Annotated in this window: 20 protein-coding genes and 6 pseudogenes; 13 read left to right on the top strand and 13 right to left on the bottom strand. The window is 68.7% G+C overall.

Features of this window, described 5'->3' with window-relative positions; genetic code table 11:
* Nucleotides 1-195: 195 nt before the first annotated feature.
* A complete protein-coding gene (locus tag OG520_RS00705; RefSeq protein WP_406011760.1) occupies nucleotides 196-822 on the bottom strand; it encodes a GNAT family N-acetyltransferase in 627 nt (208 codons plus the stop codon).
* Nucleotides 823-902: 80 nt separating this feature from the next.
* Here OG520_RS00705 and OG520_RS00710 point away from each other — a divergent pair, with 80 nt between their 5' ends.
* From OG520_RS00710 to OG520_RS00720, 3 genes are all read left to right on the top strand, one after another.
* A complete protein-coding gene (locus tag OG520_RS00710) occupies nucleotides 903-2,126 on the top strand; it encodes a saccharopine dehydrogenase family protein (RefSeq protein WP_406011761.1) in 1,224 nt (407 codons plus the stop codon).
* 42 nt (nucleotides 2,127-2,168) lie between these two features.
* Nucleotides 2,169-2,996: an alpha/beta fold hydrolase gene (locus OG520_RS00715; protein WP_406011762.1), complete on the top strand. Its 828-nt coding sequence runs from the start codon at nucleotides 2,169-2,171 to the stop codon at nucleotides 2,994-2,996.
* 347 nt (nucleotides 2,997-3,343) lie between these two features.
* A complete protein-coding gene (locus OG520_RS00720; protein ID WP_406011763.1) occupies nucleotides 3,344-4,261 on the top strand; it encodes a PaaX family transcriptional regulator C-terminal domain-containing protein in 918 nt (305 codons plus the stop codon).
* Between the two features lie 443 nt (nucleotides 4,262-4,704).
* Here OG520_RS00720 and OG520_RS00725 read toward each other — a convergent pair whose 3' ends face one another.
* The 5 genes from OG520_RS00725 to OG520_RS00745 form a co-directional block, all read right to left on the bottom strand.
* A complete protein-coding gene (locus OG520_RS00725) occupies nucleotides 4,705-5,589 on the bottom strand; it encodes a class I SAM-dependent methyltransferase (RefSeq protein ID WP_406011764.1) in 885 nt (294 codons plus the stop codon).
* Nucleotides 5,590-5,677: 88 nt separating this feature from the next.
* On the bottom strand, nucleotides 5,678-6,019 hold the full coding sequence (locus tag OG520_RS00730) for a thioredoxin family protein (protein WP_406011765.1): 342 nt from the start codon (nucleotides 6,017-6,019) through the stop codon (nucleotides 5,678-5,680).
* Nucleotides 6,020-6,117: 98 nt separating this feature from the next.
* On the bottom strand, nucleotides 6,118-7,140 hold the full coding sequence (locus OG520_RS00735; protein ID WP_406011766.1) for an NAD(P)/FAD-dependent oxidoreductase: 1,023 nt from the start codon (nucleotides 7,138-7,140) through the stop codon (nucleotides 6,118-6,120).
* Between the two features lie 130 nt (nucleotides 7,141-7,270).
* On the bottom strand, nucleotides 7,271-7,723 hold the full coding sequence (locus tag OG520_RS00740; protein ID WP_406011767.1) for a hypothetical protein: 453 nt from the start codon (nucleotides 7,721-7,723) through the stop codon (nucleotides 7,271-7,273).
* 64 nt (nucleotides 7,724-7,787) lie between these two features.
* Nucleotides 7,788-9,335: a flavin-containing monooxygenase gene (locus tag OG520_RS00745; protein WP_406016384.1), complete on the bottom strand. Its 1,548-nt coding sequence runs from the start codon at nucleotides 9,333-9,335 to the stop codon at nucleotides 7,788-7,790.
* Nucleotides 9,336-10,008: 673 nt separating this feature from the next.
* Here OG520_RS00745 and OG520_RS00750 point away from each other — a divergent pair.
* From OG520_RS00750 to OG520_RS00775, 6 genes and pseudogenes are all read left to right on the top strand, one after another.
* Nucleotides 10,009-10,317: a hypothetical protein gene (locus tag OG520_RS00750; protein WP_399336002.1), complete on the top strand. Its 309-nt coding sequence runs from the start codon at nucleotides 10,009-10,011 to the stop codon at nucleotides 10,315-10,317.
* 199 nt (nucleotides 10,318-10,516) lie between these two features.
* Nucleotides 10,517-10,651: pseudogene (locus OG520_RS00755) on the top strand (chloramphenicol efflux MFS transporter); the annotation flags it as partial.
* 15 nt (nucleotides 10,652-10,666) lie between these two features.
* Nucleotides 10,667-11,245: an IclR family transcriptional regulator gene (locus tag OG520_RS00760; RefSeq protein ID WP_406016385.1), complete on the top strand. Its 579-nt coding sequence runs from the start codon at nucleotides 10,667-10,669 to the stop codon at nucleotides 11,243-11,245.
* Between the two features lie 51 nt (nucleotides 11,246-11,296).
* A complete protein-coding gene (locus OG520_RS00765) occupies nucleotides 11,297-11,491 on the top strand; it encodes a transposase (RefSeq protein WP_406016386.1) in 195 nt (64 codons plus the stop codon).
* Between the two features lie 201 nt (nucleotides 11,492-11,692).
* Nucleotides 11,693-12,727: pseudogene (locus OG520_RS00770) on the top strand (IS30 family transposase); the annotation flags it as partial.
* Nucleotides 12,728-12,822: 95 nt separating this feature from the next.
* Nucleotides 12,823-13,084, top strand: a pseudogene (locus OG520_RS00775) (integrase core domain-containing protein); the annotation flags it as partial.
* Nucleotides 13,085-13,245: 161 nt separating this feature from the next.
* Here OG520_RS00775 and OG520_RS00780 read toward each other — a convergent pair.
* Nucleotides 13,246-13,926 carry a permease prefix domain 1-containing protein gene (locus OG520_RS00780; RefSeq protein WP_406011768.1) on the bottom strand — a complete coding sequence of 227 codons (681 nt, stop codon included), beginning with the start codon at nucleotides 13,924-13,926 and terminating at the stop codon, nucleotides 13,246-13,248.
* Nucleotides 13,923-14,264, bottom strand: a complete 342-nt coding sequence (locus OG520_RS00785; protein ID WP_406011769.1) for a PadR family transcriptional regulator — start codon at nucleotides 14,262-14,264, stop codon at nucleotides 13,923-13,925. Before OG520_RS00785 ends, OG520_RS00780 begins: the two co-directional genes overlap by 4 nt.
* Before the next feature lie 89 nt (nucleotides 14,265-14,353).
* Between OG520_RS00785 and OG520_RS00790 the strand changes: the two genes are divergently transcribed.
* Both OG520_RS00790 and OG520_RS00795 read left to right on the top strand, forming a co-directional pair.
* On the top strand, nucleotides 14,354-14,860 hold the full coding sequence (locus tag OG520_RS00790) for a hypothetical protein (protein WP_399335992.1): 507 nt from the start codon (nucleotides 14,354-14,356) through the stop codon (nucleotides 14,858-14,860).
* 5 nt (nucleotides 14,861-14,865) lie between these two features.
* The gene (locus tag OG520_RS00795; RefSeq protein WP_406011770.1) at nucleotides 14,866-15,153 is read left to right on the top strand and encodes a hypothetical protein; all 288 of its coding nucleotides are present in this window, start codon (nucleotides 14,866-14,868) and stop codon (nucleotides 15,151-15,153) included.
* 100 nt (nucleotides 15,154-15,253) lie between these two features.
* Here OG520_RS00795 and OG520_RS00800 read toward each other — a convergent pair whose 3' ends face one another.
* The 4 genes and pseudogenes from OG520_RS00800 to OG520_RS00815 all read right to left on the bottom strand — a co-directional run bounded on the left by OG520_RS00800 (nucleotide 15,254) and on the right by OG520_RS00815 (nucleotide 18,213).
* Nucleotides 15,254-15,862, bottom strand: coding sequence for a serine hydrolase (locus tag OG520_RS00800; RefSeq protein WP_406011771.1), 609 nt, complete (start codon nucleotides 15,860-15,862; stop codon nucleotides 15,254-15,256).
* 29 nt (nucleotides 15,863-15,891) lie between these two features.
* Nucleotides 15,892-16,242: pseudogene (locus OG520_RS00805) on the bottom strand (serine hydrolase domain-containing protein); the annotation flags it as partial.
* Entirely contained in the window at nucleotides 16,149-16,697 is a 549-nt protein-coding gene (locus tag OG520_RS00810) for a serine hydrolase (protein ID WP_406011772.1), read from the bottom strand. The pseudogene OG520_RS00805 and the gene OG520_RS00810, both read right to left, overlap by 94 nt.
* A 351-nt stretch (nucleotides 16,698-17,048) precedes the next feature.
* Nucleotides 17,049-18,213 (bottom strand): annotated as a pseudogene (locus tag OG520_RS00815) (IS3 family transposase).
* 127 nt (nucleotides 18,214-18,340) lie between these two features.
* Between OG520_RS00815 and OG520_RS00820 the strand changes: the two are divergent.
* Entirely contained in the window at nucleotides 18,341-18,826 is a 486-nt protein-coding gene (locus OG520_RS00820) for a hypothetical protein (RefSeq protein ID WP_406011773.1), read from the top strand.
* Between the two features lie 149 nt (nucleotides 18,827-18,975).
* Here the strand turns inward: OG520_RS00820 and OG520_RS00825 are convergent.
* Nucleotides 18,976-19,791: pseudogene (locus OG520_RS00825) on the bottom strand (transposase); the annotation flags it as partial.
* Between the two features lie 69 nt (nucleotides 19,792-19,860).
* On the opposite strand from OG520_RS00825, the gene OG520_RS00830 reads away from it, so the two are divergent.
* On the top strand, nucleotides 19,861-20,016 hold the full coding sequence (locus OG520_RS00830; RefSeq protein WP_399335978.1) for a hypothetical protein: 156 nt from the start codon (nucleotides 19,861-19,863) through the stop codon (nucleotides 20,014-20,016).
* Nucleotides 20,017-20,159 lie beyond the last annotated feature (143 nt).

Genomic DNA, 20,159 nt, shown 5'->3' on the forward strand with positions numbered 1-20,159 from the left:
GCATTCGATTGCGACGATCGGCAGCTCGGCGGTGTAGCGCTCCTCAGCGCTGTCGCGCGGCCCGAGCGGGTTGGTGTCCGGGATCAACTCGGAGTCGGTGAAGCAGTTCGAACCGGTCTCGGTGGTCCTGCGGATCGAAATAAACGGAATCGTCATCGAGTTGCTGCATGCCATTCGCATTCGGGCCGCCCGTGGCTACGGACTGCTCGTACGCCTTCTCAACATGGTCGCGACATTCAGCGGTCCGACGGACAGGCGCCTCTGGGTGACGAACCCGAAGTGCTGGTAGAGCGCCACATTTCCGGGGTCCGCGGTGGTGAGGTAGACCCCGGCCGCGGCTGATGTGTCGGCCAGCAGACGGTCGAGGAGACACCTCCCCGCCCCGCGGCCCGCAGCGCCGGGAACCACCCCGATGAACTCCAGCGTCCAGGCACTCTCGGGCGCACCGGCTTCGGTGAGGTCGAGATAGCGCAGGGTCCGCTGCACGGACCGGGGTCCGCAACGCGCGAGCGTACGGGCCGCCCACTGCGCCTGAGCGGCAGGTGAGAGCCGAGCTCCGGGCGGGGTGAGGACGGCGGCCGCGATGGGGCGGCCGCCGTCCCCGGTCAGGGCGTAGCGGCGCGATCCGGGAATGGTGGCATCGGCGCGCAGGGTGGCGTCGAACCAGTTCTCCCTGGTGGCGGACGAACTGCCGCAGATCCAGGAGGTCGCCGACTCACGGGCAAAGGCATCGGCCAGCACACCTACGCAGGCATCCACGGGCGGGCAGTCGTCGATCTCCGACCCGTGCGGAGCTGTGTCCGGGAACTGTGGGTCGTTCATGGTCCTCCTTCATCAGCGCTTGCTCGATTCAAAACCGATCGTATAGCTTTCGATCGTAACGGACTAGAGAGGAAGAGCGAATGAAGATCCTGGCACTAGGCGGACCCGGTGCGATGGGGGCGGTGGCGGTGCGGGTGGCGGCCGGGCTGCCCGAGGTGACCGAGATCGTGGTGGCCGACAAACGCCTTGAAGCGGCCCAGAGGCTGGTACGCCACCTCGCCGGTGCCGGTGGTGCGCCCATGCGGGCCCTACAGGTGGACGTGACCGATGGCTCCGCCCTCCGCGCCGCAATGGCCGACGCCGACGTCGTGCTCAACACCGTCGGCCCGTACTACCGCTTCGGCCTGACCGTGCTGCGTGCCGCGATCGCGACCGGTACGCACTACCTGGACATCTGCGACGACTGGGAGCCGACCCTGCGGATGCTCGATCTGGACGAGGAAGCACGGTCCGCCGGGGTCTGCGCGGTGGTGGGCATGGGCGCCAGCCCCGGGGTCAGCAACCTGCTGGCCGCACGCGCCGTCCAGCAGCTGGACCACGTCCAGGACCTGTACACCGCATGGCCCGTCGATGTGTCCGGCAACGACCAGGACGACGAGCAGCTGCTCGACCCCGACGGGCGGCCCAGTGCCGCCGCCGTGCACTGGATGGAGCAGATCAGCGGGAAGGTGGCCGTCGTCAGCGACGGACGGCTCGTACACCGACGGCCGCTTCGTCCGGTCACGCTGACCCTCTCCCCCGAGCACTCCGGAACGGCGTACACCGTCGGCCATCCCGAGCCGGTCACCCTCCACCGCAGCTTCCGCCCGACCGGCGAGGCCGCCAACCTCATGGTCATCACCCCGGGCACACTGGCCTACCTGGACGTTCTGCGCCGGGACATCGACGCCGGCAAACTCACCAACGAAACCGCCGCCGTCGACCTGGCCAAACCCTCGGTTTCCCGCGGCCTGCGGGCCGTGGCAGGCGCCATGGGCCTCAAAGGCCCCCGGTCGCTGCCGCCGTTCTTCGCCGCAGCCACGGGTACCCGCAACGGCAGGCCGGTCACCGTCCTGTCCCGCCTCGCCGAGACGTCCGGCATGACCACGCTGATCGACGACATGGCAGAGGCGACCGGAATCCCGCTGGCCCTGGGGCTCGCCCAGCTTCTCGACGGCACCGGCGGCCGACCCGGCGTACACCCTCCCGAGGCCGTCATCGAACCCGAGCGGTTCTTCCTCGACCTGTCCCACCACCTGCCCCACACCTCCAACAACGACCACCCCGGCGACTGCGTGATCACCACCGTCACCCCGAGCCGCTGAAACGAGGAGATACCGGTGAAATCACTGGAACCAGGAGTCGGCGTGCATACAGCGGAATTCGTCGAGGTCGGGGGGCTTCGCGTCCGTTACGCGGCGACGGGCACCGGCCCGCCCGTGATCCTGCTGCACGGACTGGGCCGCAGCCTGGAGGACTGGGAGCCGCTGCGGGCCGCTCTGAGCGGGTACCGGCTGATCGCCATCGACCTCGCGGGCTTCGGGCAGTCCCAGGCCCTGCCCGACTGCCGCCTCGCGGCACTGGCCCGGCACGTCGAAGGGGCCTTGGACGTGCTCGGGGTTCCCTCGGGCGCCCATGTGGTGGGCAATTCGCTTGGCGGAGCCGTCGCGATGCGGCTCGCCGCTGATGCCCCCGCGCGGGTGGCGTCACTGGCACTGCTCAACAGCGCAGGGTTCGGCCGCGACGTCGCCTGGACCCTGCGCATCCTCGACCTTCCGCTGCTCTGGCGGCTGCTTCTGCGTCCCCATGCGGACAGCGCGCTGCTGTCGGAGCGCTCCATCTTCTACGACCCGGCCTTCGCCACACCCGAACGGGTCGCCCTGGCACTCGCGCTCTCCCGTCGCGAAGGGGCGGCACGGACGTTCCGGCGCCAGTCCCATGCCCTCGGTTCGTGGCGCGGCGTACGCCGCGGCTGGCGCGAGGAGCTGCTCACCGAGGTCTCGGCGCTCGACATCCCCACGCTCGTCGTCTGGGGCACCCACGACAGGATCCTGCCGGCCACCCACCTCGTGAACGCCGCGACCGCTCTCCCCCGGGCACGCACCCACCTGTTCTCCCGGACCGGCCACATGCCGCAGATCGAGCGCGTCGACGAGGTCGCCGCCGTGCTCGGCTCGTTCTGGGACAGGCCATAGGTCCCGAACCACCCCCGGTTCAAGCGAGGAGGGAGCTTCCACGGCACCGCGGGGCGTGACCCGCCCCGACCTCGGTACCCGGGTGCTTGTACCCGTCTCCGACAGGTGCGACGGCATGAAGAGGTGGCGCTCCCCGCGACACTCGGATCGCCCTCGTGATGGAGCACTGCTGCCGGGACGGCGGACTGGACGTCGGCGTGGAATCCCCGCGCCAGGACACTGTACGAGCGGCCCGGATACCGTCCCGTGTGTACCGAGCGCACTTCTTGGCCGCGCGGCCTGCAGAGGTGCGGCTCGGCACCACGATGCGCCGCACCCTTGGACGTACCAGAAAGGCCCGCCACTTCATGACCGACTCGCTCCACACGCCGACAACGCCCGTCCGGGTCCCCACCCGCATGCTGGTCGAGGCTCTGATCCGTACCGACCACACGGTCGACGCCGGCGAGCTCTACGCCACTGCCGACCTGCTCGGCATGACCGACCAGCAGGTACGTCTGTGCATCAAGCGGCTCGTAGCAGAGGGGCGCTTCGTCCAGGAAGGCAGGGGGCGCAAAGCACTGCTCCGGGCGACCGGCGCTACTGTGCAGGCCCTGGGGCCGGACGTCGAGTTCGTCGCGCACGCTTTCCGGCAGGACGCGGGCCTCGCCCCTTGGGACGGCATCTGGCACCTGGTCGCCTTCGCTGTACCCGAAGACACCCGCACGGCGCGCGACACACTGCGCACCGTTCTCACCCGGCTCGGTGGCGCCCCCGTCCAGGGCGGCCTCTACGTCAGCGCCAACGCATGGGAACCCTACGTCGAGGACGAGGCTCGCCGGCTCGGCATCCACGACCGCCTCACCCTCCTCACCACCGACGACCTGCGTCAGGGCGATGTACGTGATCCGGCCGCGCTTGCCCGCAGCCTGTGGCCGCAGGACGAGATCGCCGATGGCTATCGGCAACTCGCTTCCGTGGCCGAGCCGCGGCTGCGCCGACTCCAGGACGAGACCGACCCCTCCTCGCTCCAGCAGCTGACCATCGCGGTCGAACTGGCCGCCGAATTCAGCCGTGCGATGGAGCCCGACCCTCTTCTGCCGCCCGAACTGCTCCCCCGGCCCTGGCCGGGAACCGAGGCACGTCGGCTCGTCGCACAGTGCTGGCAGCTCCTGGACCGGCTGGGGCAGTCCGGCACAGCGGCGGAGCAGCACGTCCGCCTGTTTCGCCTTTACGACGACGCTGTCAGGGGGACCAAGTCCGCAGAGCAGCGCCGCGACGGATGAGCACGGAGCCGGGTACCGGATGCGTGATGCGGGACGTGAGAGCCGTGTACCGGCCGGGCCATTCCTCGTCGTAGGGAATGACTTTGAGCTGCTCGACCGCAGGGGCGCGGTGTACCCAGAGGTTGCCCTCGTCTGCGGGCACACCGGCTGTTGGCCGTTGTTCGCCATCCGATCCATCCTGCTTGTAGGCATCCTGACGAAGCAGCGAACGCCGCCCACCGCAGCGGGCTGCTGGTGGGCGGCGCCGGCCACTCGCGTGGGCGGGTGGCCGTCACGGTCAAACGCTTGGGCGAGTGGCCCGCATGGGCCGTACGCAGGCCCCGGCAGGCAGGCCATGACGCTGCCGTGAACAAGGTGCTGCTCTGCCGTGCATCTGTCCACTGGTACGCGGGTTCACGGACACTGCCACAAGGGCTGTCCCGTAGTCCCTGGCGGGACAGCCGCTAGAAGCTGCGGCAGGAGCGGGCTGTGTGGACAGTGGTGGCCGTGAGGTAGAAGACGTCAGGACGGCCGAGGATGCCGGTGCATGTGTCGCTGTCCGTCAGACACTCAAGGGTCGTGCGGTCCTCCGGCTCCAGCCGGTCACCGATCTGATCGTGCAGCCGGCTCAGGTGCATCTGCAGATGCTCGCGCGCCGACATTCCAAGGGGTGACGGGAGGTCGGTGAAGAAGCTGCGTGTCCCGCTGGGGATGAGCCCGGCCCGGGCGAGCATGGCCGGCCAGTCCTCCACCGTCCGGACCGATCCGGGCAGTTGGTCGCGCATGTCGCCGAAGGCTTCCTCGGCGGCGGCGTCCAGGCGGGCTTGCAGGCCTGGACGCCCCATACCGATGTCACGGGGCAGAAATCGCGGGGGCAGCCCGCTTCCCGCGACGGCAACGAGCCCGCCGGGCCGCAGGCAGCCGGCCACGGAGCGCAATGCCGCTTCCTGGTCCCCGATGCGGTGGAAGCCGTTTCGGATCCAGATCAGATCCGCGGAATCCGGCGATCCGAACTCACCCGGGGATCTCCTCAGTCGAGTGACGACCCGGCTTCCTATTCCTTGCGCCACCGCGCGCGAGCGGACCCTCTCCAGGACGCCGGGCGACTGGTCGACAGCGACAACCTCGGCGTCCGGAAAAGTGTGTGCCAACAGACACGTGACCACCCCCGGCCCGCTGCCGATGTCCAGCACCCGGTGGACGGGCGTGCATCCGCCACCGTTGGTCCGCAGCAGATCCCGCAACCAGTCCATCGTCTGTGCGAGGGCGGGAGCGTGCAGGCCTGCCTCACGTTCCCGGTGCACACCCAGCACGTCCCACTCGATGTCCTGATCGTGATGTGCGTTCATGAGTCCTCCAGTTCCAGCAGCACGGACGGCGTCCACTACCTGCTCGGCCTGGGCGCCGCCGCGCCGAGCAGGTAGTGCACGCCGGGACTCAGCGAAGGAAGGGGGCGAGGCTCCGTTCCAGGAAGGGCTTCGGGGAGGCACCCGTCCACGCCTTCACAGGAGTGCCGTCGGCGTAGACGGCGAAAGCGGGGATCGATGAGACCCCGTGCCGGCCCGCCAGTCCGGGCTCCTCATCGACATTGACCTTGACGACGTCCAGGACACCCGCGTGCTCGGCGGCGACCTGCTCGACGAGGGGAGTGACCCTGATGCACGGCCCGCACCACTCGGCCCAGAACTGGACCAGGACGGGTCGCTTCGCCTGCAGCACGCGGGCGGGAAACGTCTGCTCGGTGACACTGTCCACGGAGCCTGCGGACTTTGCCGCCATGGTGAACTCTCCCTTGTTGGTGTGTTCGTGTATGTGTACGGTTCCCGGCCGGCCGGGAACCGCATCCGCCCGGAGCCGGCCGGCGAAACGACCGGGGGTCAGCCGGACGAGGCGGTTCGTGGGACCGGCCGCGGCAAGTGCTGCGGCTCCCGGGACGAAGAGCTGCCGTCCTTCACGGCACGATCGACGTCCTCCGCGACCAGGTCATGGTTGAGGACGAACGCGGCCGCCGCCCCCTGCCCCGCAGCGGTGATCACGAGCGCCTTCGCATCGGACACGTTGCCGACCGCCCACACCCCGAACACGCTGGTCCGGCCCGCATTGTCGGTGGTCACCCAGCCGTTGGGGTCCCGCTCGCACCCCAGACCGGTGAGCAGGGTGTCGTGGGGCACCATGTGCGGGAAGACGAACACTGCGGAGCGGGGGACGACATGCCCCTCGACCAGCTCGACACCGCGCAACCGGTCGCCGTCCGTCACCAGACGCTTGACGGTCCCCTCGGCGACGACGATGCCGCGGGCGGCCAACTGCTCGCGCTCCTCCGCACCGAGGTCCAGGGTGTGCGCGAAGAAAACGACGTCGTGCGACCACTGTCGCAAGAGCAGCGCGTGCCGCACCGCGCCGGGGTGGGTACCCAGCACCCCGATCGGCTGGTCGCGCACCTCGTACGCGTGGCAGTAGGGGCAGAACAGCAGGTCCTTGCCCCACCGTTCCCGCACGCCGGGGATCGCGGGGAGCTCGTCCCGCAGTCCGGTGGCCACCACGACCCGGCGGGCGCCGAGCACCGCACCACCGTCCAGACGGACGGAGAAGCCGGGGTCGATCTGATCCACACGGCTCTCGAACAGGTCCACCCCGTAACCGGCGACCTCGGCCCGGCCCACCGCCAGCAGGTCGGCCGGGGACATCCCGTCCCGGGACAGGAAACCGTGCATATGCGTGGCGGGAGCGTTGCGCGGCCCGCCCGCATCCACCACCGCGACCCGGCGACGGGCCCTGGCCAGGACCAGAGCCGCACTCAGACCAGCCGCACCCGCGCCCACAACCACCACGTCGTACGCACCATCGTCAAAAGTGCCGCTCTTCACATTGTTCTTCGCATTGTTCGTCGTACCGCTCATGGCGATCACCTCCACCCCGAGCGTGTACCACCGATCAGCGGGCCGACAAAAAGCCTTGCCATTTTCGCAAACTCCGCCGTCCGGCGCGTACACCACCGGGATGTCCCGCACCCCTGGCCGCCGGAGTCGATCATGTACGCCCGCGACGGCCGGGCGTGCGCAGCAGCAGGCCGAGCGAGATCAGCCCGGCTACGGCCGCCAGCAGCGTGGACCAGAACCAGAAGTTCACCCAGGTATCGGGGACTGGCAGCAGCAGCACCAGCACGGCTGGATAGAGGATCAGCAGCCGGCGCAACCGGCGCTCCGCACCGAGCTGTTCACGCAGACGCCCGCAGGCTCCCCCGGCCGCCGGGCCCGTTCGCCCGGCGGGTATCAGCTCGTCGGCGATGGTCCGCCGCCACGTGTGCACGGTGGCGCCGATCATCGTGAGCAGGAGGCCGAGCCCCAGTAACTGGAACCATTCGGGCACTCTGGGGTGACTGGGCGTGGTGAACAGCAGCATGGGCACCGAGAACAGGACTGTGCTCAGCGCTTCGGCAGCGAAGAGGCGGGTGGCCGGAGTACGGCTCAGCGCGGTGGGCACGATCAACTCCCTGAGCGGGACCCTCCGGCTGCTGCGGGCACGAGGACGCGTCACGATCCTGGACTCACCCTTCAGAGTTCCGTGCGGCCCGGCCTGACAGCTGCGGACGCGACGGGGCGGCGCCCTCCGCCGTCAGCACGTACTGCCGCGGGTCGAAGGCTCGCGTGCGACGACGGAATCGCCATGTCGGTTCGGGCCAGATGGACGTGATACGACCGGTGCGGTCCTGGTACCAGCCGACGCAGCCGCCGGCGGCCCAGACGGTGGGCTCCATCCGGCTCTGCAGCTCCGCGTTGAAGGCGTACTGGGCCTCGGCACGCACTTCCACGGCGGTCAGGCCCCGGCTGCGCATCAGCCGCAGGCAGCTGAGCAGGTAGTCGATCTGCGACTCGATCATGTAGATGAGGCTGGTGTGCCCCACGCCGGTGTTGGGACCTGCCATCAGGAAAAGATTGGGGAATCCTGCGACCGTGGTGCCGAGGTGGGCCTGCGGGCTGCCTTCCCAGACCTCGCTCAGGGACCGTCCGTCGGCGCCGATGACCTGCTGCGCGTACGTCGCGTCAGTGACGCGGAATCCGGTTCCGTAGATCAGCACGTCCACCGGGTGCTCGGCGATGGCATCTCCGTCCCGCGCCGCGGCGGTGGGCGCGGTGAGCACCGCGTCGGGCCCGATGCTCGTGATCGGATCAGTGACCACGTCGACGTTGGGCTGGCCCAAAGCCGGGTAGTAGTCGTCGGACAGCAGGACCCGCTTGCAGCCCAGTTCGTAGTCCGGGGTCAGCTTGGCCCTCATTCCCGGGTCCGCGACCTGACGGTGCAGATGGCCAAGCGCCTCGCGTTGGCCGAGTGCGGACATGGTGCGGTTGCCGAGCAGAGCGGGCAGCGTCGCCTCCCGGGCCAGATACTCCCAGCCGCGAGCCAGTCGCTGCACCGGCGGTGCCAGCCGGAACAGACGTTGCTGCCACTGCGGGATGACCCGGTCGCGCCTCGGCGCGATCCAGGGCGGAGTGCGCTGAAAGACCGTCACCTGCCGGGCCGTGCGCTGCAGGTGAGGGACGAACTGGATGGCGCTCGCGCCGGTCCCGATCACTCCCACCCTCTTGGTGCTCAGATCCAGGTCATGCTTCCACCTGGCGGAATGGAACGCCTCGCCGATGAAGCTGTCGAGCCCGGGCAGCGAAGGAACGGCCGGTTCCGACAGCGGGCCTTGGGCCAGTACCAGCAGCCCGGCGGTGAGTGGACCCGTGCTGGTCCGCAGGTCCCAGCGTTGCCGCTCGGAATCCCAGGTAGCGCGTTGCAGTTCGCAGCCAAGCCGCAGATTCGGTGTCAGGTCGTATTCGTCGACGCAGCGCCTGAGGTACTGCCCGATCTCCTCGCGCGGAGCGAAGCGCCGACTCCACGCGGGATTGGGCGCGAAGGAGAACGAGTACAGACGCGAGGGAACGTCGCAGGCGCACCCGGGATAGGTGTTGTCCCGCCATGCGCCGCCGACCTCGTCGGCCCGCTCCAGTATCAGCACATCCCGGTGGCCCTCCTGCAGCAGCCGAATGGCCGTACCGAGCCCTGAGAATCCCGCGCCGACGATGACCACGGATACGTGGCGTCCGCTCATGGCATCCCCCTGCACGGGGCCGTGAGCCTGCGGCACGGCCCCCGGTCCGCGCGGAGCCGTGTCCGGGCGCTGTGGGTTGGTCATGATCCTCCTCCATCAACATTCTGCTCGATCTCAAACCGATCGTATAGCATTCGATCGCATCTGATTAGAGAGGGAAGTGAATGGGGAACCCGCCATCCGCCAGACCCGGCGGGATCGGCGGTGGGGGCGCGAGTGGCGGCCGGGCTGCCCGAAGCGACCGAGACCGTGGTGGGCATGGGCTCCGGCCCCGGGCTCGGCTCAGGGGCAGCTCCGGTGCGGGAGCCGGGCAGGACACGCGACATCGGCCCAGGCCAAAGCGGTCCAAGGGGCTTTCCGGTTGGCCGGGAAGCTACGCCTCGACGTACGCGACGATCGTGGTCGTCCATGGGGCCGTCACGATGCAGTTGCCCCGCACACCGTCGAATCGGTCCGCGCGTACGCCACAGCCGAGCGGGCGAAGACCGAAGTCCTTACCTCCGTGCCGGACCGGCCGGGACGAACCCCTTCACCAGCCGCCCGTCAGCCATCGGCCGTCACTGATCCGCCGCTATCGCAGGCCGGTTCGCAAGGGCCGCTCCAGGGTCGGCCGTTCAAGAAACCAACCGCTCGCGCACGGCCCTCAGGTGACCGAAAAGAAGGGAACCGCCTCGTGCCCAACCACGACGAGCCTGCCCACAACAGCTTCGCCCGCTGGCTGTTGCATCGCTGCCGACGGGCCGGACACGACACCGAGTCCGCCGACACCCGGAGCTCGATCCACATCATCGCCGCTTTCGCCGTGTCCGACGGCCTGGACGCCGCGCTTACGGCCAACCTCGCCCAGGCTCTCGCGGTGACTCCCGAGGAGCTCACGGCGGCCATTCCCGTACGTCGGCCGGACGCGGGACCGGTCCGGGCGGATGACGTTCACGATGCGGGCCCCACCCCGAACGTACGGAACGAGGGTTGCACGGGCTGATGTACTGGCCGGTTTCCGGCGCTCAGGGGAGGCCGGCCCCGTTCCGTACGTGTACGCGCAGCAGGTTCCAACGGACTCAGCCAGCCGTAGCCCCGGGGTCTGCTGCCCATGGATCGGGCGGGATCACCTCGACACACCGGCCGCTCTCGAAGGCGTGCGCGGTGCCCCGGACGAGCCGCCCGGGACACCGCGCGTCGAGTTTCACTTTCTCGCCCCCGGCGTGACCGACACCGCTGGGCTGGGCAAACTGTGGATCTCGGTCGCCCTGGTGCTCTTCGGTCTCGGTTCCTTCGCCGGGGTCACCGCCGCTGGACGCTCGTCCGACCAGCACCCGGAGGGCCCAGTGCGGGTGACGGATACGGCCGAACGCCTCGCTGTCTCTCACTCCACTGCGTACCGGCTGCTCGCGATGCTGGTCTACCGGGACTTCGCAGAGCAGACGCCGGACCGCAGATACCGCGCCGACAAGGTGCTGCGACCTGCGAAGATGTCCGAGGCGCCGGTGGTGCTGCTCCTCAGGGTCGCCCTGCCTCATCCGCAGCGCCTGGTGGGCGAGACTCAGGAGCCGGCCAACGCGATGGTGCTCGCGGGGACGGAGGTCCGGTTCATCGCCACCGTCGAGTCCAATCAGATCCTCCGTGTCGGCGACCGCGTAGGACGGTCGCTGCCGGCCCATATAGCATCAAGGGGGAAGACGATCGTCGCCGCGCTGTCACCGGACCAGCTGACCGCCTTGTACGACAACGTGGACGGCATCGAGCTTCCCCGGCTCAAGCGCGAACTCACTCTCGCCCGTAGGCGCGGCTTCGCCATCAACGACCAGCGCACCGAGACCGGCCTGACCGCCGTGGGCATGCTGATCCGGAACCCGTTCGGCGAGCCCGAGGCAGCCCTGTCGCTCGCCATGCCGACGGGCTCTCACCCCTGATCTTGGACACTCGAGATAGTGGATCTTGAGGATCTGAGAGATGGACGTGTCGTGGTCATGAAGCACTACTCCGCCGAGTTCAAGGCGGATGCGGTCGCGTTGTACGAGTCGCGGCCGGAAGCGACGATCAAGCAGGTTGCCGCGGACCTGGGGATCAACGCGGAGACGCTGCGGAACTGGATCCGGGCGGCCGGCTCCGGCCGCCCGCGGGCCGCCGTTCGACCGCCCCGTCTTCAGCCCCAGTAGTGCCGTCGGCGCTGGAAGCCGAGGCCGCCGCCCTGCGACGGGAAGACGCCGAGCTGAAGAAGGAATCTGACCGGCGCCATTTTCCACAGCGATCACGGGGCCCAGGGCGGATTCAAATGGTCGTCGCAACCCCCGTGAGCTGGAGGTTTGCGCGTGGGTGTGGGTAATCGGCAGCGGGCGGTCCGGCAGTACCGCGGGCAGATGCCCTCGCCGGGTCGGCCGGGTGTCACGTGGCGTGAGGATCTGGCCCGGTTCTGGCAGGGGGTTGAGCGTGGGCTGAGCTCGGTGGATGCTGCGGCCTCGATCGGGGTATCCCCAGCCGTGGGTTCACGGTGGTTTCGTCATGCTGGCGGGGTGAATCCGTGCCTTGCCCCGACTGTGTCGGGCCGCTACCTGTCGTTCGCCGAGCGAGAAGAGATCGCCCTGTTGCGTGCCCAGGACTTCGGCGTGCGTGCGATCGCGCGGAGTCTGGGGCGTTCGCCCTCGACAATCTCGAGGGAACTGCGGCGCAACGCCTCGACCCGAACGTATCACCTGGACTACCGTGCCTCGCTGGCCCAGTGGCATGCCGAGCGGCGGGCGAAGCGGCCGAAGACCGCGAAACTGGTGGTCAACCAGCGTCTGCAGGAGTACGTGCAGGACCGGCTGGCCGGGACCGTCGTCCACGCGGCAGACGGCCGGGCCGTCCAGGGACCGCGGGTCCCGCCGTGGCAGGGCCGGAACAAACCCGGGCGGCAGGACCGTCGCTGGGCGACGGCGTGGAGCCCGGAGCAGATATCGCAGCGGCTCAAGGTGGACTTCCCCGAGGACGAGTCCATGCGCATCTCGCACGAGGCGATCTACCAGGCCCTCTATGTCCAGGGGCGCGGGGCACTCAAGCGCGAACTGGTCGCTTGTCTGCGCACCGGGCGATCACTGCGCGTCCCGCGGGAGCGCACCAGGCAGAGTGCCCGTGGGCACGTCACCGCCGACGTGCTGATCAGTGAGCGGCCCGCCGAGGCTGACGACCGCGCGGTCCCCGGCCACTGGGAAGGCGACCTCATCATCGGCACCGGCCGGTCCGCGATCGGCACACTGGTGGAGCGCACCACACGGTTCACGATGCTGCTGCACTTGCCCCGGATGGATGGTTTTGCCACCGAACCGCGCACCGAGAACGGGCCCGCGCTGGCCGGCCGCGGCGCCGAGGCGGTGAAGGACGCAATCACAGCCACCATCACCACGCTGACCCCGCAAGACCCTCGGCTGGAAGACGCCCGCCGAAGCCCTCAACAAGCACCCGCTACCTCTCCAGGAAGCTGGTGTTGCGACGACCAGTTGAGTACAAGCAGTACTGCAGCCGGGCTTTCGCCGACGCCTGCCGCAAGGCCGGCGTCACCCAGTCCATGAGCGCGGTCGGCTCCAGCGCGGACAACGCACTCGCCGAGTCGTTCAACGCGACCTGCAAACGGGAGACCCTCCAAGGCCGCCGGGGCCTGGGACACCGAGCACGAGGCCCACCTGGTCCTCTTCCGCCGACTGCACCGCTACAACACCGTCCGACGTCACTCCCGCCTCGGACCATCGCAGCCCCATCGCCTACGAGCGAGCACTCCGAACAACATCAACTACGCTGGCCGAAGCCGCATAACCCGTGTTCAAGATCAGGGGTCAAGGCCCCTTTGTAGCAACGCCGAAACGGTCGTCATCGTGATCACGATGACGACCGTTTCGCTGTTGTCTGCTCAGGTCGCGGGCTCCGCGGCCCCCGTTCGTCAGGGGGCGGTGACAGGCAGGCGGGCGCAGTGGCGGCACGCCCGTGCGGAGGCGGCGATGCGCGCGTGGAAGACGATGGTGATCAGGCAGGCGGCCGCGGTCAGTGGCCAGTTGGTAGCGAGTACCGCGGCGGTGATGAGGGTCAGCGCGCTCAGTCCGAGGGCGACTGCTGCGGTGGTTCCCGTCCAGGCGACCACGAGCGGCAGTTGTTGTGGGAGGGGCAGTCGGCGGGCCAGGGTGCCGGTGACGGAGAGGGACACGGCCGCCAGCAGCGCAGTGAGCGCTGCGAGGCCGCCGAGGTGGGCGACGACCACCTGGAGCGGGTCTGGCAGCTGGTGGCCCGCCGCGCGGGTGGAGAGCTCGACCAGGTACCAGCACACCAGCAGGCACGGGATGATCAGCATGACGGTGCGCGCGGTGTGACGGGCCTGGGTGATGGTCAGTTCGCGCTGGAAGCTGGGCGCGAGTTCGGCCACGGGGCCGAACTCGCGGATGGCCTGACGGGCGGCGTCGCGGTCGGGTTCGGCATCGGGAGACAGTTCCCGCACGGTGTCCAGGAGGCCTTCGCGCAGTTCGTCCACCATCTGGGTCTTGAGTCGGGCCGGGCCGTGCAAGGTGGCCGTCAGGTCCGCGAGGTGGGCTTCGATGGGGTCGTCAGCAGGGATCTCGGGCGCTTTCACGTGGCGTGTCCGGGGGCCGGCGCGGGTTCCAGCACCGAGCCGATCGCTGCGGTGAACGCCCGCCAGTGGGTCCGCTCGGTGGCCAGGCTGCGCCGTCCGGCGTCGGTGAGTTCGTAGCAGCGCCGACGGCGTTCGCCCACCGACTCCCAGGCGCTGCTCAGCAGTCCGATCCGCTCGAGCCGGTTGAGGGCGGGGTAGATGGTGCCCTTGCGCAGCTCGAGTACGCCGCCGCTGCGCTCCTGGACCGCGGCGATGATCGCGTAGCCGTGCAGGGGGCCGGATTCCAGCACGGACAGCAGCAGTCCGTCCAGGTGGCCGCGTACCGCATCCGTCTTCATAGTCAGGCAGCCTACCCAAGAGGCGTCGCTCCGTGCTACTTATAGATCGGTAGCCAATCTATTGGCAGGTTATCCATGAAGGGACTCCTGTGACCAAGCTACTGCTCTCGCTGCACGTCCTGGCCGCGATCCTGGCGATCGGGCCGATCGCTGTCGCAGCCTCATTGTTCCCCCGCTACGCCAGGCTGTCGGCCAGCGGCGACGTGCAGGAGCCCAACGGCCAGACCACAGCATTCCTGCACAAGATCTGCCGTGGGTACACGGTCGTCGGCATCGCCGTCCCGGTCCTCGGTGTCGCCACCGGCGCCCGGATGGGCGTCCTGACCGACGCCTGGCTGCTGACGTCGATCGTGCTGACGGCTGCCGCCGCGGCCCTGCTGCTCACGGCGGTCCTGCCCGGACAGGCCCGGCTGCTCGCCCAACCCGCAGATGCGTCCGGCCCAGGGGGGACAAGCACCGACGTGGCCACGGACGCCATTACGCAGCTGCGGTCGGCGGCGGCACGCCTCTCCGTGACCACGGGGATGTTCAACCTGCTGTGGGCAGCCGTTGTCGTCCTCATGATCGTCCGCCCCGGCTCCACGACGGGAGCCTGATCAGTATGCGAACTCTCCGCATCGCCGCCGCGGTTGAAGCTGCATCCCTCACGCTCTTGCTGCTCAACCTGTTCACCGTGCACACCGGGACGATCTCGTCGCTGGGCGGCCTGGTCCACGGCACGGCCTACCTGACCGTCATCGTCGCCGTCTTCCTCACTCCCGCCCTCGCGCGGCCGGGAACCAAGGGGCGTGCCTTCATTCCCGGCATCGGAGGGCTGCTCGCCCTGCGCGTGCTGGGGCAGCAGCCACCCGCCTCCTCAGCCGACAGACTGACCGGCGCCGACAGCTGACTGGGAAACAATCACCGACAGCGCGGGAAACCATCTCCCAGCGCGCTACTCAGACGCAGGCTGACGACTTCCGTCGGTGCCCCGCTGCCCTTGGGAGCAGTCAGATCTGCGTGCGGGACGCGATGTAGTCGAACCAATCGCGTCTGGCGTATCCGGTCCATCGGGTGGCGTTGCTGATGCTGGTCCCGGTGAAATCGGCGAGGACCGATGCCGACAGGTGGGCGGCCAGGGCGAGGCGGGCGCTGTGGCGGCTGGCACGGGGTGTGATTCCGTGCTGCCGGAGTTTCAGGCTGAGGTAGCTGGCGCCGAGGGGGCGCGCGGGCCAATGCCCGAGCGGCACCGGGCCGGGAACCGCCTGTACGGCCGGTAGGTCGGCCTCCCCGCCGGCCGCTCGGTTCACCAGCGTCAGTGGGGCGATCCTGGTCAGGTTGGCCAGGCACGCGAAGCCGAGCCCGTCCTCCGGCACATACAGCAACTGCGACCGGTAGCCATCCACGCTCCCGGCGTGGCCGTAGGCCGCTTTGCCGCCGACGGTGAAGTGGTAGACGCCCAGCGCATACGGATGCACGGTACCGTCGGCCAGCACCGCCCGTTCCAGCAGTGCCGCCCGGATGTCGGCGCCCAGCACCCGCCCGTCTGCCAGGAACCCCAACCAGTGAGCCAGGTCGGCGACGGGCTGGTCGCCAGCCCGCCGTCGCCGACCACGCACTCCTCGGTGCCGGCCCGTCGAATCACGCCGTCATCGTTGCCGTACCCGTAGGCGAACCTCGGCAGCACCTCCGACGAGTCGTCCCGCCGCATCGTGTCGGCCATCCCCAGCGGTCCGAAGATCCTCTCCGCGCTGAACTCCCGCAGTGACATGCCCATGACTCGCCTGATGATCGCGGCAGCCAGGACATACCCGGTGTTGGAGTAGGAGAATTCGACGCCGGGAGCGAAGTTGGTCCGCCGGATCCCGGCCAGGATCGACAGGAGGTGGCCCTCGGTGTGCCTGGTCACCGGAACACTGGCGATGCCCACCAGGGAAAACCACTCCGGCAGGCCGGCGGTATGACGCAAGCACTTCTCGATGGTGATCTTCTGATCCACGATTCAGGCAGGTGGTCGCGAATGTCGTCGGACAGAGCCAGCACGCCGTCCCTGGCGAGCAGCAACACGCTGATGGCGGTGAACTGCTTGCTCGCCGAAGCGATGTCGAAACGGGTACGGGCATCGATCGGCACGCCGAACTCAACCGACGCCAGTCCGGCACACCCCACGTCGACCAGTGCACCATCAGGGTAGGTCGCGAGCGCCATCCCGGGATCGTCCGGCCCGATAAGCCCTTCGAAGAAGGTAGAGAGATCCATCTGCCAAGCTTGGCCTGCACGCTCCAGGATGCCGTTGGCCGCGCCCGCAACATCCGCGCCCCCAGGTTTGGCCGCTGCCACAAAGCCCATCCGGATGCCGGCCCGGTGGCCACTTGGCGGGGCCGCTTCCGGCAACTCCAGCAGGGGCCGCTGGAACGCGCCGAGAGAGTGGAGATGCTGCGCTTCGCCGAACACGGCACGTCGTACGGATGTTCTTCGTCGCGAACGACGGAATAGCAGTTGACACACCAGAGGATCTCACGCAGGCCGGCATCCTTCTGGCCCTGCACGCAGGAGCACGACCTCCCTACACGCCCACGACACCACCCTGGAACGGCACGTAGTCGAGGCGCGCCGTCCGGGCCTGGCTCGACCCCTGGACCAGCCTCCAACGATGCTGGCGAGCCTGGACGAATGCACCCCCACCACCGGAACTCCAAGCCCTGATCAACGCCGTCGGCGCAGGCCACCCGCTTGACCTCTACTCCCCGGCTTAACAAACCACCGAGGACGGGGACTGCTGCACGGATAGGTGACAGTGGGGTTTCATGCCGCGAGGGCTGCGGCGGGTTTCATAGTGGTCTCGAACTCGATGGGGGTCAATCGGCCCAGCCGTAGTTGCCGACGGCGCCGGTGGTAGGTCCGTTCGACCCACGTCACGATCGCGGTACGGAGGGCTTCACGGTGGCCCAGGTGCGGCGGTCGAGGACGTTGTTCTGCAGGAGTGCGAAGAAGGATTCCATGGCCGCGTTGTCGCCGGCGGCGCCGACTCTTCCCATGGACCCGACGAGGCAGTGGCGGTTCAGGGCGTGGATGAACTTCCGCGCCCTGAACCGCGACCCGCGATCCGAGTGGACAACGCAGCCGGCCACGTCTCCCCTCCGTGCGACCGCGTTGTTCAGCGCGTTCACCGCGAGCTGTGCCTGCATCCGGCTGCTGATGGAGTAGCCGACGATCCAGCCGGAGAAGGCGTCCTTGACCGCGCACAGGTACACCTTGCCCTCATCGGTGGCGTGTTCGGTGATGTCGGTCAGCCACAGCTCGTTCACCGCGCTCGCGGTGAAGTCACGCCGGACAAGGCCGTCGTGCACCGGCGGCCCGGGCCGCTTGCCGTTCCTCGACCGCTTTTTCCCGAACACTGACCACCAGGCGTTGTCCCGGCAGATCCGCCACGCGGTCCGTTCACTCATCCGCTCGCCGGCCGTTCCGGCTTCGCCCATGAGAAACCGGTAGCCGAACTCGAGGTCGTCGCAGTGGGCGTCGAACAGCGTGTTCGCACGGTATGCCTCGGTGATCTCCGCCTCGGTCACCGGCCGACGAATCCACCGGTAGTAGTGCTGGCGGGCAAGCCCCAGGACCCGGCACGCAACCGCGACAGGGATCTTGTCGGCGGCGAGCTCTCTCACGAGCGGGTAGAGCCTTTCCCCGGCAGGTTCGCCTGCGCCAGGTAGGCCGCCGCGCGGCGCAGGACCTCGTTCTCCTGCTCCAGCAGCCGGATCCGCTTCTTCAGCTCCCGGTTCTCCGCCGACTCGGACCTGGCGACGCCGCGCTTCTCGCCGTCGTCCACAGCGGCCTGGCGCAGCCACTTCGACAGCGTCATCTCATGAACGCCGAAATCCTTCGCGATCTGCGCAAGGGTGACGCCCTTCTCCCGGTTGCGCGCCACGCGCACGACATCGTCACGGAACTCTTCGGGATAGGGAACAGGCACAGCAACATCCTTCCAGGCCGCCCCACGGGCAAGCCAGGCCAGGTGTCACCTCGACGTGCAGCAGTCCCACGTGTTTCAGAAGTGCATCTAGAACAAGGGTCGACGGCGGTGTTCGTAGACTGGCCGTATGGCCTCACTTGCTAGCCACGCCAACGTGTGGGAGACGTGCCTTCAGCTGTTGCACCGTCAGGGCTATCACCTGAAGGTGGAGCTTTCCGACGAGGAAGACGAGTACGCACTGGACGCCTGGCTCGCCGAGAAGGACGGATTCACCTTCTGGGGAGACAACCCGATCGAGTTGCTGGGCCTGGTTGCCGTGTACGAAGACGTGCAGCCCGAGGAGGACCAGGCCTACTGGTGCTCCAGGAAGACCCTCCGGGAGAGGCCATGGTTGCGCGAGCAGCTCATGGACGAAGCGCTCGCTGCCCAGGACGCCCGCGTGGCAGAACTCGCCATGCAGCGAGAGCGCAGCCCGGAAGTCTGGGAGGCGGGGATCCGCGCGGCATTCGAGACGCTCGGCGACGAGGTCAGCGTGGCAAGTGACCTGCGGGTCCCTCGCAAGGACCTGCGGCGGATTCTCGAAGATCCACGCCTCGCCGACCTGCGGGATTAGGGTGCATCCCGAAAGTCGACCAAGCTCTGTAATGATCACTGTGTGGGACGTGGGGATCTGACGAGCGCACAGTGGGCCAGGCTGGAGCGGTTGTTGCCGGTGGGGAAGAAGCCGGGACGGCCGCCAGTCTGGTCAAAGAGGCGGCTTATAGACGGCGATGTCCGAAGGTGGAGGCGGCGGCTGCCCCGGGTGATCCGGGCGGCGACGTGCAGGAGCCGGTAGCGGAGTTTCTTGGGTTCGGCAGCCGCGAGTTCGCCGTCCAGTAGGAGGAAGCGGGTCCAGGCCAGGAGGTCGATCGCCGCGAGGCTGAGTTCGAGCCAGGCGGCGTCGACCGGGAAGCGGCGGGAGGGAAAACGGCCGGAGCCGGTGGCCTTGCCGCACCGGATGTGGTCTTCGACAGTGGCGTGTCCGCGGTGGCGGACCTCCAGGAACTGGGCCGGGCCGGAGGTGGTCGGGGTGTCGGTGAGGAACACTTGGTGCCGCATGCCCTCGTCCCGGTCAAAGAGCAAGAGCTGGGCTCCGGGGTGGGGACGTTCACGGCGGACGATGATGCGGGTGTCGGCCGGGTGGCCGGCAAAGTCGGCCATGCCGGTCGGCTCGGCGGCCTCAGCGGATTCGCGGAGGATGCCGTCCTGGTCCGGGGCAGGATGCCGGACCTGCTCGGGCAAGGCCCGGATCGCGCGGCGGACCGGTCCGGTGACTGCGTATCCAACCGGGAAGAAGGTGCGGATTCCGTGTGTTCGCAGGTCTCGGACGTGGGTGAGGAAGACCTTCGCGGATCCGGCGCTGTCGGTGCGGACAAGGATGTCGGTGCCGTGCCGGTGGGCGTCGGGGATCTGGGCGAGGGCGTCGTCCAGTACCGCGATGTGGTCCGCGGCGGTGTTGGCTCCGGTGTTCCCCGGCCGCAGCCGCCCGGACATGCCCTCGCCGGTGTTGGCCAGGAAACAGACCAGAGGATGGAAGCCGAGGCCGCTGTCGGGACGGCGAGGTCATCTTCGCCCAGTACTGCAGTCTCCCCCTGCGACAGGAAGCTGGTGAGCACAGCCGCACTCGGCCTGCGCAGCGAGACCGACATCCAAATGTCCCTCCAGGACACCAACTTTCAGGTACAGCAGATCTACGGAGGCTGGAACCGAGAGCCCCTCGGCTCCGAAGAAGGCGAGTTCCTGGTCGTCGCCCACACCTGCTGAGGCATCAGAGGAACTCTCCGTCTTCCCAGCTGAAAACCAAGGCGCGGCGCCAGCTCGGCTGCACGACCCCCAACAGCAACTCGCGCAACTACTACCGCAGCGCCGCCCGGGAGCGGGAAAGCAGTATTGACTGCTCCCCCAGG

Source organism: Streptomyces sp. NBC_00984, assembly GCF_045162475.1.
Taxonomy (GTDB): domain Bacteria; phylum Actinomycetota; class Actinomycetes; order Streptomycetales; family Streptomycetaceae; genus Streptomyces.

Coding starts and splice junctions, on each gene's coding strand:
- OG520_RS00705 (WP_406011760.1), bottom strand. CDS start 822: ATGAACGACCCACAGTTCCCGGACACAGCTCCGCACGGGTCGGAGATC.
- OG520_RS00710 (WP_406011761.1), top strand. CDS start 903: ATGAAGATCCTGGCACTAGGCGGACCCGGTGCGATGGGGGCGGTGGCG.
- OG520_RS00720 (WP_406011763.1), top strand. CDS start 3,344: ATGACCGACTCGCTCCACACGCCGACAACGCCCGTCCGGGTCCCCACC.
- OG520_RS00725 (WP_406011764.1), bottom strand. CDS start 5,589: ATGAACGCACATCACGATCAGGACATCGAGTGGGACGTGCTGGGTGTG.
- OG520_RS00730 (WP_406011765.1), bottom strand. CDS start 6,019: ATGGCGGCAAAGTCCGCAGGCTCCGTGGACAGTGTCACCGAGCAGACG.
- OG520_RS00735 (WP_406011766.1), bottom strand. CDS start 7,140: ATGAGCGGTACGACGAACAATGCGAAGAACAATGTGAAGAGCGGCACT.
- OG520_RS00745 (WP_406016384.1), bottom strand. CDS start 9,335: ATGAGCGGACGCCACGTATCCGTGGTCATCGTCGGCGCGGGATTCTCA.
- OG520_RS00785 (WP_406011769.1), bottom strand. CDS start 14,264: ATGAAGACGGATGCGGTACGCGGCCACCTGGACGGACTGCTGCTGTCC.
- OG520_RS00795 (WP_406011770.1), top strand. CDS start 14,866: ATGCGAACTCTCCGCATCGCCGCCGCGGTTGAAGCTGCATCCCTCACG.
- OG520_RS00820 (WP_406011773.1), top strand. CDS start 18,341: ATGGCCTCACTTGCTAGCCACGCCAACGTGTGGGAGACGTGCCTTCAG.